6 protein-coding genes are annotated in these 14,372 nt (G+C 48.7%); 1 reads left to right on the top strand and 5 read right to left on the bottom strand.

What is annotated here, in order from left to right; translation table 11 throughout:
* The first annotated feature begins 108 nt into the window (after nt 1-108).
* On the top strand, nt 109-5,568 hold the full coding sequence (locus tag BST81_RS02975; protein WP_075597062.1) for an ATP-binding sensor histidine kinase: 5,460 nt from the start codon (nt 109-111) through the stop codon (nt 5,566-5,568).
* Between the two features lie 73 nt (nt 5,569-5,641).
* On the opposite strand, the gene BST81_RS02980 is transcribed toward BST81_RS02975, so the two are convergent.
* From BST81_RS02980 to BST81_RS03005, 5 genes are all read right to left on the bottom strand, one after another.
* The gene (locus BST81_RS02980) at nt 5,642-8,170 is read right to left on the bottom strand and encodes a glycogen/starch/alpha-glucan phosphorylase (protein ID WP_075597063.1); all 2,529 of its coding nucleotides are present in this window, start codon (nt 8,168-8,170) and stop codon (nt 5,642-5,644) included.
* 122 nt (nt 8,171-8,292) lie between these two features.
* The gene (locus BST81_RS02985) at nt 8,293-9,876 is read right to left on the bottom strand and encodes a glucose-6-phosphate isomerase (protein WP_075597064.1); all 1,584 of its coding nucleotides are present in this window, start codon (nt 9,874-9,876) and stop codon (nt 8,293-8,295) included.
* 33 nt (nt 9,877-9,909) lie between these two features.
* Nucleotides 9,910-10,374, bottom strand: coding sequence for an EF-hand domain-containing protein (locus tag BST81_RS02990; protein ID WP_075597065.1), 465 nt, complete (start codon nt 10,372-10,374; stop codon nt 9,910-9,912).
* A gap of 341 nt (nt 10,375-10,715) precedes the next feature.
* Nucleotides 10,716-13,151, bottom strand: coding sequence for a phosphoketolase family protein (locus BST81_RS02995; RefSeq protein ID WP_075597066.1), 2,436 nt, complete (start codon nt 13,149-13,151; stop codon nt 10,716-10,718).
* Nucleotides 13,152-13,916: 765 nt separating this feature from the next.
* A partial coding sequence (locus BST81_RS03005) for a transposase (protein WP_075597071.1) occupies nt 13,917-14,372 on the bottom strand: 456 nt, incomplete at its 5' end.

Consider the following 14,372-nt stretch of genomic DNA (forward strand, 5'->3'; position numbering starts at 1 on the left):
CAAGTTCTGTTAACGACTCGTGTAATATCCACAAAATTTACACAATTGTTCTTTATTTTTGAAGGAGTGACTCAACCACATTTAGAGTAGCACGGCCCACCCAAACCTATGACTCTTCTCGCCAGCTCTCCTATTCATTTATCCCCTGAAATTTCTGGCTATACCATTGTTGAGCAACTGTATCTGGGGTCTCGAACAGCAGTCTATCGAGCGGTGCAAACAGTCCAACAGCGTCTGGTCGTGATTAAGATGCTACGGCGGGACTATCCGAGCTTCAGCGAATTGTTGCAATTTCGCAATCAATATACGATCGCCAAAAATCTCCCTATTCCTGGGATTGTCCATCCCTTGAGTTTGGAACTGCTGGGCAGTGGCTATGCCTTGGTCATGGAGGATGGGGGGGAAGTGTCTTTGGGGAAGTACATTCAGCAGCACCCCTTAGCTCTGACGGAGGTGCTGGCAATAGGCATCCAACTGTCCAATATTCTGCATGATTTGTGTCAGCATCGGGTGGTACATAAAGACATCAAACCTGCCAATATTCTGATTCACCCAGAGTCGAAACAAGTTAAATTGATCGACTTTAGTATTGCGTCCTTGTTGCCCAAAGAAACCCAGGAGATCCAAAGTCCTAACATTTTGGAAGGCACCCTGGCGTATCTCGCTCCGGAACAAACTGGGCGGATGAATCGCGGCATTGATTATCGTGCTGATTTCTATGCGTTAGGGGTAACCCTGTATCAACTGCTAACCGGAACCTTGCCATTTATCTCAGACGATCCATTGGAGTTAATGCATTGTCACATGGCGAAAATTCCGCTCCCTGTCCATCAGGTTAACCCTGATGTGCCTGCGATGGTGGCGACGATCGTCACAAAACTGATGGCGAAAAACGCGGAAGATCGCTATCAAAGTGCCCTGGGACTAAAACATGACTTGGAACGGTGTTTGGCCCAGTGGCAGGAAACAGGTGGAATTGCAGAGTTTGAGCCAGGACAGCGTGACTTAAGTGATCGCTTCTTGATTCCCGAAAAACTCTATGGCCGAGAAGCTGAAGTCCAGACATTATTAGCAGCCTTCGACCGAGTTGCGCGTGGCAGTTCAGAACTAATGCTGGTGGCAGGTTTTTCAGGCATTGGCAAAACGGCAGTCGTGAATGAAGTCCACAAGCCGATTGTACAGCAACGGGGTTACTTCATTAAAGGCAAGTTTGACCAGTTCAATCGCAATATTCCGTTCTCAGCCTTTGTGCAAGCATTGCGGGATCTGATGGGACAATTGCTCTCAGAATCTGATCTGCAACTGCTGCAATGGCAAACTAAGATTTTGGCAGCCGTGGGAGAGAATGGACAAATTCTGGTAGATGTAATCCCAGAACTGGAGCAGATTATTGGCAAACAACTGGGTGCTCCAGAGCTATCAGGCAGTGCAGCACAGAACCGATTTAACTTACTATTTCAAAAGTTTATTGAGGTATTTACAACAGCAGAACATCCATTGGTGTTATTTTTGGACGATTTACAGTGGGCAGATTTGGCTTCACTGCAATTGATCAAACTGCTGATGAATGGTAATGGCTATCTGTTGATGTTAGGGGCCTATCGCGATAATGAAGTCTCACTGACCCACCCGTTTATTTTGACGGTGGAGGAACTGAAGAAATCCAGGGCGATCGTCCATACAATTACCCTGGCCCCCTTGGCGTTTGACGATACCAATCGTCTGATCGCGGATACCTTAAATTGTTCCAGGGTAATCGCACAACCCCTGACTGAATTAATCGATCACAAAACAAAGGGCAATCCTTTTTTTACGACACAGTTTCTCAAAGTGTTGCATGAAGATGGACGAATCTGTTTCGATCATGATCGCCGCTATTGGACATGCGATATTGCCCAGGTGAGCGCACTGGCAATCACTGATGATGTTGTGGAGTTTATGGTGTTGCAATTGCAGAAATTGCCCCTCGAAACACAACAGGTGCTAAAGTGGGCAGCCTGTATCGGTAACCAGTTTGATTTGGCGACGTTGGCGATCGTCTCGGAACAATCATCAGCCGATGCAGCAACGGCATTGTGGAAAGTATTGCAGGAAGGCTTGATTTTGCCGATCAGTCAGATCTATAAGTTTTTTCAGGCAGAGGAATTGGAGCAGGCTGATTCACAAAGTGCAGTCAATCCGACGTATCGATTTTTGCACGATCGGGTCCAACAAGCAGCTTATGCATTGATTCCAGAGGAACAGAAGCAACGAACTCATCTCACCATTGGGCAACTACTTTTGCAAAATACTGACGAAACCCAACAAGATGAGCGAATTTTTGAGATTGTCAATCAATTAAATTATGGTATTTCACTGATACCTTCACTTGCTCAACGTCAGCAATATACTCGGTTAAATCTAAAGGCAGGTCGCAAAGCCAAAGAATCAACCGCCTATAGTGCAGCACAGCATTACCTCGCCTATGGGATGCAGTTATTAACAGAAAGTGGTTGGGATATTGACCCTGATCTGATGCGTAACTTATACGAGGAAGCAGCAGAGGTGGCATTGCTGAATTGTGATTTTGAGCAGATGGAAACTCTGATTCAGGTGGTGTTGGAACGCACCAGTACCTTACTTGACCAAGTGAAAGTGTATGAAGTCAGACTCCAAGCATATCAAGTACGAAATCAACAGCTTCAGGCAATTACAGTGGGGAGAGAAATCCTTCAGAAACTGGGGGTAATTTTTCCTGAGTCCATCACTCCTTGGGACATTCAACAACTGACCGAAAACACGCTGGCATCTCTGCCAAGTTGCCCGATCGCAGAGTTAGTGAACTTCCCAGTCATGCAGGAAGCCAATGCTTTAGCTGCTTTACGGATTATGATTAGCCTTGTTCCGTCCGTTCATCAGGCGGCTCCCCATCTCTTTCCCATTATTGCTTGTGAGGAGGTCAACTTATCGCTTAAATATGGTAACTCGCCTTTTTCTGCACCAGGATATGCAGACTTTGGAATTATTGTTAGCACAGTGTTGAATAAGCTAGAAGAAGGGTATCAATTTGGCCAGCTAGCCCTTAAAATTATGGACCGATTCTCTGAACGATCGGTTCAGAGTATGGTTCAGTTTAAGGTCGCTGCGTTTAATCAATCCAATCGAGACAGTATTCAACAAGCAATCAATTTATTAAAGGAATCCTATCAGGTTGGATTACAAATGGGTGATTCAGTTCATTCACTTGTTTCTACTTCGTTTAGATTAATGTATACCTATTTAAGTGGTGCAGAGGACTTAAATAGCTTACTAAAAGAACTCAATATTTATCAGGAAAAGTTTGCCACAAGTCAACATTTTTTGAATTGGGCACATATCCTTCGTTATTCTATTAAAAATTTTACTGAGTTTGGTCAAACTCCAAATCGTCTTGGCAGTGATGCCAGCGACGAAGCAGAATATCTATCAATACTCTGCAAAGAAAATGATGAATTAGCACTCCATTTATTTTACCTATCCAAGTTAATATTGAGCTTCTCATTTAGAGATATTTCTGCTGCAATTCAGGATGGTAATGAAGGGAAAAGATATCTTAAAGCTGGCATGGGTATGCCTTCTGCACCAGTTTATTACTACTACGATTCACTGACTCGTCTCACACTTTATCCAACGGTTGACCCCTCGCAGCAAGTAGAACTTCTCTCTCAGGTTGATGAAAATCAAGCAAAGTTAGGCATCCATGCCAATGCTGCTCCGATCAATTATCAACACAAGTACTTTCTAGTAGAAGCATTACGGTGCTCCCTTTTGGGTAACAGCTTAGAAGCGATATCCCTATATGATCGTGCTATTGCCGAAGCCAAAGCAAATGGCTATATCCAGGAAGAGGCTCTAGCCAATGAACTTACTGCTCAGTTCTACCTGAATTGGGGTAAAGAAAAAATTGCCCAAGATTATCTTACAAATGCCTACTACGGTTATGCTCGCTGGGGCGCGAAAGCCAAAACCCAGGACTTAGAACGCCGCTATCCCAAACTGCTCGCGTCCATTCTCCAAAAGCCGAATATTGCCATATCTACCAATGAAACCCTTTTTGCACTAGACTCAGCCACACTTCAGACTCCCGATACTCAGACTTATAATTCTGACAGTAGCAGTATTGCTGCCGCGCTCAACCTGGCAACCATTCTGAAAGCATCCCAAACCCTCTCTAGCGAAATTCAACTCGACAAACTCCTAGCAACCTTGCTACATACCGTGTTAGAAAATGCTGGGGCAGACAAAGGAGCATTGTTGCTAGCGCGTGAGCAGGAATGGTTTGTGGAAGCCGTTGCCACCATCGATCAACCAGCGCGGGTAGAACCCATCGCTCTGTCCAGTAGCCCTGAGGTTCCCCACGGCTTGATTCACACCGTTAAACGGAGTTTGCAACCCGTGGTCATTGTGGACGCCACTATCCATCCTGCTCTAGCAACAGACGCCTATGTTGTGCAACAGCAACCCAAGAGTGTCCTATGCACCCCGATTCTTCATCAGGGCAAACTAGTTGCTATTTTGTATTTGGAGAATCATGTCATCGTTGGCGCATTTACCAGCGATCGCATTGAACTATTGAACTTCCTCTGTGCCCAAGCTGCCATTTCCTTGCAAAATGCTCGCCTCTATCAACAGGCCCAGACTTATGCCCAACAGCTTGAGCATTCCCAACTGCAAATTGTGCAAAGTGAGAAAATGGCATCGCTCGGAAATCTAGTCGCAGGGGTCGCCCACGAAATTAATAATCCGATCGGCTTCCTCAATGGCAGTATCAACAATGCCAAAGACTATGTGCAAGACCTCCTCAGCTATATAGCCCTCTATCAGCAGCACCATCCCAATCCAGCAGCACCTGTGCAAGATAAAGCGGAAGATATTGACCTGGACTTTCTGATCGAAGACTTGCCCAAGCTATTGGATTCGATGCAAGGCGCGAATGATCGCATCAAAAGTATCAGCACCAGCCTGCGCATTTTTTCCCGCGCGGATACACAATACAAGGTCAGTGCTAACTTACACGAAGGCATTGAAAGTACTCTGTTGATCCTCAAATATCGGCTCAAAGCCAACGAAAATCGCCCTGCCATTCAAGTCATTCAAGACTATGGTGATTTGCCGCCCATTGAATGCTTCCCTGGACAATTAAACCAGGTGTTTATGAATATCTTGGCAAATGCGATCGATATGTTCGATGAAATGGCAAAAAACCAGACTTTTGCTGAACTGGAAGCCAATCCTCAACAAATTATAATTCGTACATTAGTTGATTCTAACCAAGTGCAGATCCAGATTTGTGACAATGGCAAAGGTATAACCGAAGATGTGAAAGCAAAGGTTTTTGATCATTTGTTTACGACAAAAGGCGTGGGTAAAGGAACGGGATTGGGATTGGCTATTGCCCGTCAAATTGTAGTAGAAAAACATGGTGGTCACTTAGAAGTTCGATCTGAGGTGTGTCAAGGTACCAAGTTCTGCATCCACCTGCCGATTTGTGGTGAGTCGAGTCAGCGGGACCATGTCACCATGGCCCCCTCCCCCCAGAACCGCTCGTGACCGTTTTCCCATTCAGCGGCTCAACCTATCGGTCATCCCAAACACTCCCTCTGTTGGAAGTCATACAGAACCTTCAGTAGCTCAGCTTTAAGTCACCGTTCGTTTTTTGGCTGTACTCTGGCACGTCTACGCTGACAGCAGAAGCCTTCCAGATGTTCTGGAGGTAATCCCGAATGGAGCGATCGCTGGAGAACTTACCCATGCGGGCCACGTTCAGAATCGACATCCGGGTCCAGTGGTCTTGATCGCGGTATGCCTGACTTACCCGATCCTGGCATTCCACGTAGGATTGGTAATCGGCCAACAGGAGGTACTCATCCCGATAGAGCAGGGAATCGATCAGGGGCTTGAACAGGTTCCTGTCCCCATGGGAGAAGAAGCCGGAGGCAATCCGATCGATCACTCGCTTGAGTTCTGGGTTGTTGTGGTAGTAATCCCAGGGATTGTATCCAGCGGCTTTTTGGGCCTGCACTTCTGCGGCGGTCAACCCAAACAGGAAGAAGTTATCGGTTCCGACAGCTTCCCGAATTTCAATGTTGGCTCCATCCAGAGTCCCGATCGTCAGGGCTCCGTTCATCGAGAACTTCATATTACCCGTACCAGAGGCTTCCTTGCCTGCCGTAGAAATTTGCTCTGAGAGGTCAGCGGCAGGGTAGACCCGCTGGGCAAACTTAACGTTGTAGTCCTTCAGGAACACCACTTTGAGACGACCATGCATATCGGGGTCGTTGTTCACGATCTGGGCAATGGAATTGATCAACTTGATGATCAGTTTGGCCATGTAATAGCCAGGTGCTGCCTTTCCTCCAAACAGGAAGGTGCGCGGTGTACTATCCAGATTGGGATTGGCCTTGATCCGGTTGTACAGGGTAATGATATAAAGGGCATTCAGGTGCTGTCGCTTGTATTCATGAATGCGCTTGGCCTGAATATCGAATAGGGAGTTGACATCTACCTCAATTTGGTAGTTGGTTCGAATGTAGTTGGCTAGATCTTGCTTCACCGCTTGCTTCACCTGACGGAATTCGTTGCGGAAGCTGGCATCATGGCTGAAGTTTTCCAATTGGCGCAGTTCATCCAAATTTTTAATCCAGCTTTCGCCAATCTTGCTGGTAATCAGGTTTGTCAACCGGGGGTTGCTCAGCACCATGAACCGGCGAGGGGTGACGCCATTGGTCACATTCGTGAACTTCCCTGGATACATCTCATAGAAATCATGCAGGGTCGTCTGTTTCAGCAATTCACTGTGGAGTTCAGCAACACCATTGATAGCAGAGCTACCCACGCAGGCAAGGTTAGCCATGCGGACATAGCGCTCACCGCTTTCATCAATGATGGACATGCGACGAATGCGATCGAAATCATCCGGGAACCGGATCCGAACTTCATCCAAAAACCGCTGATTAATTTCGTAGATAATCTCCAGATGACGAGGTAACAGACTCCCGAACATAGGTAGGGGCCAGCGTTCCAGTGCTTCAGGGAGCAGGGTATGGTTGGTGTAGGCAAAGGTTTTGGTCGTGATCTCCCAAGCCTTTTCCCAGGTGAACCCGGAGTCATCCAACAGGAGCCGCATTAATTCAGCAACACCGATCGTGGGGTGGGTGTCATTCAACTGAATGGCATATTGCTCATGGAACCGTTCCAGGGGAAGATTTTTCATCTTCATCATCCGAATCATGTCTTGCAAGGAACAGGAGACAAAAAAGTACTGCTGCTCCAATCGCAGTTGCTTACCCTGGTGGGATTCATCATTGGGGTAAAGCACTTTGGTGATATTTTCACACTCGCTCTTTTCGTGAACAGCGCCAAAGTAATCGCCTTTATTGAAGGCTTCAAAATCAAAAGATTCGGGTGCTTCTGCTTTCCACAGGCGTAGGGTGTTGGCTGTATTCGTCTGGAAACCCAGGATGGGCGTGTCGTAGGGAACTCCTTTCACCACCTTGTAGGGAACCCACCGCACATGATAGTGACCCTGCTCATCCTGGTAAGCTTCTGAGTGCCCACCGAACTTCACTTCTAATTCTGCTTCTGGGCGGGCCACTTCCCAGGGATTCCCATAACGCAACCACTTATCGGTAATTTCGACCTGCCAGCCATCTTTGATGTCCTGGTCGAAAATGCCGTATTCGTAGCGGATGCCATAGCCGATCGCAGGGATTTCCAGCGTGGCCAGAGAGTCAACGTAGCACGCAGCAAGGCGACCCAGGCCCCCATTGCCCAATCCGGGTTCTTCTTCCTGCTCCAGCAGATCCGTCAGGCTCAGGCCAAATTCCTCCATGGCCTGCTTGACCGCATCGTAAAGTCCCAGGTTAATCAGATTATTTCCCAGGTGAGGCCCCATAAGAAACTCAGCCGACAGGTAGGCAACCATGCGGGGTGCTTTTTCCAGATAAGTCTGGGTTGTGTTCAGCCAGCGATTGAGCAAGCGATCGCGCACCGTATAGGCCAGTGCCATATAGTAGTCATTCTTCGTCGAGATTTTGGGAAACTTGGCCTGGATATAGAACAGGTTATCCAGAAATGCCCGTTTCAGTGTCTCAACATTAATCCCAGTGCGATCGTCTTCGATTTGAATAGTTCCAGGAACAGAACTGACCATAATTCAGCTTTCTCCGTATTGTTTTTTATTAGCCATTTTTTGTTGGTCATGGGTCATTTGGTCCCCTCCCAGGAGGGGTGGCGCGTAGCGCCGGGGTGGGTTTGGAGGGATGAGGCATTTGACTAGTGACCCATGACTAACAGACTAGAGGGTTTAGCCCGATCTCCCTGTAAGGTCACTCCCCGCTGGTTGGCTGCCAGGTGACGCACAATTTTGTAAACCGTTTCAAGCTTGTCAGCAGCAGCAGCTTTTTCTGCTAGAGTTGCCAGGTCCAGGGGTTGGTCTGCATTTTTGAGGACAGTCAGAATCTGCCGCTGTAAATCGAGGACGGATGCGGCTGCTTTCTTGCCGGCCTCTACGCCCGGCTGGTGATAGGCATTGATGTTGACCAGCGAGGCATAGAACCCGACTGCCCGTTCATACAAAGCGATCAGGGCTCCCACGATGCGAGGATTGACCTGTGGAATGGTGACGGTGATCGAGTCCCGATGATTTTCATACAGGGCCTGTCGGGTGCCCTGTATGAAGCCGGAGAGAAAATCGCCCGATGTGGCGTCCGGTTCCACCTCGATTGACGGACCCGATCGATCTTCCAGGACTTCAATGAAGGTGGCGAAGAAGTTGGGCACCCCTTCTCGGAGTTGTTGTACATAGGCATGCTGGTCTGTGGAGCCTTTGTTGCCATAAACGGCAATTCCTTGATGCACCGTGTTCCCGTCCAGATCCTTTTCCTTGCCCAGGGATTCCATCACCAACTGTTGCAGATAGCGCGAGAACAGCAACAAACTGTCCTTATAGGGCAGCATCACCATGTCTTTCTCGCCTTTGCCATTACCGGCGCAGTACCAGGCCAGGGTGAGCAGAGCTGCTGGATTCCGCCTGATCTGAGGCACACGGGTAGCCGCATCCATTTCCTTTGCCCCGGCCAGTAGCGATCGAATATCGATGCCTAACAGGGAGGCAGATAGCAACCCAACCGCCGACATTTCTGAGGTGCGTCCTCCCACCCAATCAAACATGGGAAACTCAGCCAGCCAGCCTTCCATCCGCTCTAGCTCATCCATTTTGCTGCCAGGAACCGTAATGGCAACAGCATGGGAGGGGAAGTGTAAGCCCTGTTGCTCATAGACATGCTTCACCTCCAGCATGCCATTTCGGGTTTCGGGGGTGCCGCCTGATTTGCTGGTAATGATGATGAGCGTGCTCTTGAGCCGATCCTGCAGCCGCTTGAGCACCCGATCAATGCCTGCAGGGTCTGTATTGTCGATGAAGTGAATGTTCATCGGGGGAAAATCGGGAGCCAGCGCCTCTGCGACAAATTCTGGCCCCAGGGCCGAACCTCCGATGCCGATCGACAGAATATCGGTAAACCGGGAAGCTTCTGGTGGGTGAATGGTCCCACTATGCACCTTCTGAGCAAAGGCTTCGATCTCATTCAGGGTCTCCACAATCTCCTTACGGAGGTTGGCGGGTGCTCGATCGGGGTCTCGCAGCCAGTAGTGCCCCACCATCCGGTTCTCATCGGGATTGGCGATCGCACCGCCCTCCAGGGCTTCCATATCCTGAAATGCCTTGTCAAACTTTGGCTTCAGGATTTCAAGCAGGGCATCATCGAATCGCATGCGGCTCACATCCACGTACAGATCCAGACCTTCGTGGTAGTAAAGCCAATCTTCGTAGCGTTCCCAGAGGGCTTTGGTGTCCATACAAACCTCGTTAACTTACAGTGGGGAGCCGGTTTACTGGAAGCCGATGTGCGCGATCGCGCCCAGGTATTCGTAGTAGGTGATCTGCCCATCCCCGTTGTGATCAGCTTCACCCAGAATAGTTTTAACTTGCTCGACACTGAGCGGTAAGACCAGATGATTGGCAATGTTAATTGCCTCTTCCAGGGAAAGCAGGCCGTTCTGGTCAAGGTCTAGTTCACGGAACTTTTTCAGAATCTGGAAGGTCGGTTCAGTCGCAACCACAAACTCTTCAAACTCAATACACCCATCCTTATCCATGTCCAGTGCCTCAAAACGCTTTGTCAGGCGTTTCTTCTCCTCGGCCAGGGTAAAGTTGAGATATTCATCAATCTCGATCTTGCCATCCTGGTTCACATCCAGGTGTGTAAAGGCATTCACGATCGAGGTCAATCTTTCTTCAGGGATTAGGGCTTGAGCGTCTGCGGATATTTCAAAGTTCAATCTGTCAACATTCATACATTTGCTCTCAATCACTGCTGTCAGAATAGGCTTGGGTTACTGTGTCATGACTCAAGTTGTATGGAAGCAAAATTAAGCAACAGGTTGATCAATCCTAAGGCTCCTAAAGCAGGAAAGTAGCTCTCTCTTCCTGCTTAGGAACGGGAATTAAATAGCCTGGATTTCTTCAGCCCCTACCCCTAACCCCAATCCCTCTCCCAAATTTGGGAGAGGGATTGGGATGAGGGCAATCAGGAGTTTGACACTTTATTTAATTCTCATTCCTTAGGGTGCAAAACGGCTTGGCTGCAACTGCAATAGAAATCAAAAAAGGGGGATAAATTCCCCCTTCCTCGTGCTTAGTAAGGCCATCTCCAATTCACTACATCCGGACGATCAATCCCATGTTCGTAGGCGTAGTTGCGACAGTCAATTTGCTCATCCTTGAGCATTTCTTTGATGTGAGCCCCTGCAACTTTCAGCTTGGGAATCCGATCGATCACGTCGATCGCAATACTGAAGCGATCGACCTGGTTACAGATAGCCAGATCTAGCGGAGTATTGATATTCCCCTTTTCTTTGTAACCGCGCACATGCAGGTTCTTGTGATTGGTCCGACGGTAAGTGAGACGGTGAACAAGCCAGGGGTAGCCATGGAAGTTGAAGATAATAGGCTTATCGAGGGTGAAGAGGCTGTCAAAGTCCCGATCGCTCAACCCGTGAGGATGCTCGATTTCAGGTTGCAATTTGAACAGGTCAATCACATTGATAAACCGGATCTTCAAATCCGGGAAATGCTCGCGCAGAATGCAGGAGGCTGCCAGAGACTCCTGGGTGGGAATGTCCCCTGCTGTCGCTAAGACCACATCCGGTTCCCCACCCTGATCCGTACTGGCCCACTCCCAAATATCAATACCCTTAGTGCAGTTCTTAATCGCTGCATCCATGGTGTGATATTGCAGGTGCAACTGCTTATCCGACACAATCACATTGATATAGTTCTTACTGCGTAAGCAATGATCAGCAACAGACAGTAAGGTATTGACATCAGGAGGGAGGTAAATGCGAACCACATCTGGGCTCTTGTTCAGCACCACATCGAGAAACCCTGGGTCTTGATGGGTAAAACCATTATGATCTTGTCGCCACACCGTAGAGGTAATGAGCAAGTTCAAGGATGCAATTTCTTCCCGCCAATGGATGCGATTACAGATCTCCAACCACTTGGCATGCTGGTTAAACATGGAATCAATCACATGGGCAAATGACTCGTAGGTCGAGAAGAAACCATGGCGTCCAGTCAGCAGGTAGCCTTCCAACCAGCCTTCCAGGGTGTGCTCACTCAACATCTCCATCACCCGCCCATCGGGGGACAGTTCTCCACCATCCGCATCCTCTGGCAGGTAGTCCGCAATCCAGAACTTCTTGCTGACTTCGTACACCGCATGCAGCTTGTTGGAAGTATTTTCGTCAGGACCAAACACCCGGAAGTTGGTCATGTTGCACTTCATGACATCCCGCAGAAAAACCCCCAGGGGCTTGGTGTTCTCGGCCTCAATGGTACCTGGCTGATTGACCTGCACACCGTACTCTCGGAAATCAGGCATCTTCAGGGCACGCCGCAGCAACCCCCCGTTAGCGTAGGGTGTGGAGCCCAGGCGTTTGTTGCCTGCAGGTGCTATCGCCTTAATGTCTGGCAGCAGGGTGCCTTGCTCGTCAAACAGTTCCTCTGGCAGATAAGCCCGCATCCACGCCTCTAGCTGTTGCAGGTGCTCTGGATTGTTGTGCATCCCGCCCATGGGTACCTGGTGCGCCCGCCAGAACCCCTCTACCTTATGACCATCGACTTCTGAGGGGCCGGTCCATCCCTTCGGGGTACGCATCACAATCATGGGCCAGATGGGACGGATTGCCACCCCACTGGAACGGGCTTCCTGCTGAATACTGTGAATCTGGGCCACACAGTGATCCAGGGTGGCTGCCATGGCCTGATGCATCGATTCGGGATCGGACCCTTCCACAAAGTAGGGGTCATACCCATAGCCTTCAAACAGGGCCTTCAACTCCCGATGGCTGATTCGGGAGAGAATGGTTGGGTTGTTGATCTTGTAACCATTCAGGTGCAACACTGGCAGCACCGCACCATCCCGAATCGGGTTGATGAACTTGTTTGAGTGCCAGGAGGTGGCCAGAGGGCCTGTTTCTGATTCCCCATCTCCAGGCATGGCCACCACAATCAGGTTTGGATTATCAAAGGCAGCACCGTAGGCGTGGGAGAGGCTGTAGCCCAACTCACCCCCTTCATGGATTGAGCCGGGGGTCTCAGGGGTACAGTGGCTACCAATGCCCCCAGGGAACGAGAACTGCTTGAAAAACTGGCGCATGCCCTCAATATCTTCACTGCACTCCGGGAAATAGTGGGAGTAGCTGCCCTCCAGATAGCAGGGACCTAGGAATCCAGGCGCACCATGTCCAGCACCCACCATGAACAGCATGTCCTGATCAAACTTATTGATGATCCGGTTCAGATGGGTGTAGAGGAAACTGATCCCAGGGCTTGATCCCCAGTGCCCCAGCAGTCGCTTCTTGATTTGCTCTGGCTTGAGAGAATCCCGGAGCAGGGGGTTCTCTCGCAAGTAAATCATCCCAACGGCCAGGTAGTTACTAGCCCGCCAGAAAGCATGCAGTCTCGACAGTTCCACAGCACTGAGGGGTGTCCCTTCAACAGTCGATCGTGCTTGCCCGAAGGCACTGGTGGACATATCCTGGGTTGGCTTAGACGGTGTGGCAACCATAAGCTGTACTCCAATTCAGAAAAATCAAGGAAAAACTCAATGCCTTAAACAAGTCTGGTGAACTATGATAGCCCACTCATTCTGCTGATCCAATTTCATCAGGATTTACCGGAACCAACTGTGCCCATTCATGCGATTTACTGATGCTGCTTGCTCACCTGTAATTTTTAGTAAGACTTCTGCAATAGAATTTTGCCTAGAAGAATGCCTACTAAAACATAAACATTTGGATACATCTGGATACACAGATCCAGAATCCTGCCAGCTCTTAAGGAATGAGAATTAAATAACACCGATAAACTTCTGCTTGCCCTCACCCCCCTGCCCCCTCTCCCGGCGGGAGAGGGGGAGGGGTTGGGGGTTGGGGGTGAGGGCTGAAAATCTCGGAGTTATTAAATCCACGATCCTAAGGTTCTGTTCCAAATACCTGATTGCACAGCAAATCGCACGATAGATTGGGGGATTTTCTTGTGATTCCAATCTATAAAAAGCGAATCTATGATTGAACATGCTGACTATTGTTCGGGCTTCCTGTTTTTTGACTTCCTGCTTTTTGGCTTCCTGTTTTCGAGATCACTCAAATAAAAAAGTAAAAGATATCAACATCAAGCGCAACAACAAACCAGAGTCAATTATTGCACTATCGATTATTGCACTATCGATCATTACACTGGGAATTGACCGTCTATTTCTTCTGTTTCTAGAGATAATCGAATTCCGTTACGGCTGACGATCAAATAATACATGAAAAATATACAGCGTTTTTTATGCTGGTGAGGCACAGTAACAGCAATGAGAGAACCAGTTCCTTAAGTCGCTCGATGACACCTGGGAGAAAGCTTCATCAATAGCTTTGGCAAGTTCTGGATAACTGCGTGCCTTAATCGAACGCAGAATGCTCTTAATCTTTGAAAAGCAATTCTCGATAGGCGAAAAGTCTGGTGAGTAAGGGGGTAGGAAAATTAGCTTGGCTCCTGCATCCTCAATCAAATTTCTAACGTCTTCACCCAGATGAATAGAGCAGTTATCCAGGATGACACAGGCACCTTTCCATAACTTAGGCACAAGTTTCTGGGAAATAAAGGCTTCAAAGGTCAGTCCATCAGTTGACCCCATGAGATTGCAGTAAGTCACGACCTCCCGCAGACTAATCGCCCCTAGAATCGAGACTCGTTTCCCTCGCTGGCTTGGACGCTTGCCATGTGCTCGTCTGCCTTTCGG

Source organism: Leptolyngbya sp. 'hensonii', assembly GCF_001939115.1.
GTDB lineage: Bacteria > Cyanobacteriota > Cyanobacteriia.

Bases quoted from the DNA above. Each gene is read 5' to 3' on its own strand.
- BST81_RS02975 (WP_075597062.1), top strand. From the start codon at position 109: ATGACTCTTCTCGCCAGCTCTCCTATTCATTTATCCCCTGAAATTTCT.
- BST81_RS02980 (WP_075597063.1), bottom strand. From the start codon at position 8,170: ATGGTCAGTTCTGTTCCTGGAACTATTCAAATCGAAGACGATCGCACT.
- BST81_RS02985 (WP_075597064.1), bottom strand. From the start codon at position 9,876: ATGGACACCAAAGCCCTCTGGGAACGCTACGAAGATTGGCTTTACTAC.
- BST81_RS02990 (WP_075597065.1), bottom strand. From the start codon at position 10,374: ATGAATGTTGACAGATTGAACTTTGAAATATCCGCAGACGCTCAAGCC.
- BST81_RS02995 (WP_075597066.1), bottom strand. From the start codon at position 13,151: ATGGTTGCCACACCGTCTAAGCCAACCCAGGATATGTCCACCAGTGCC.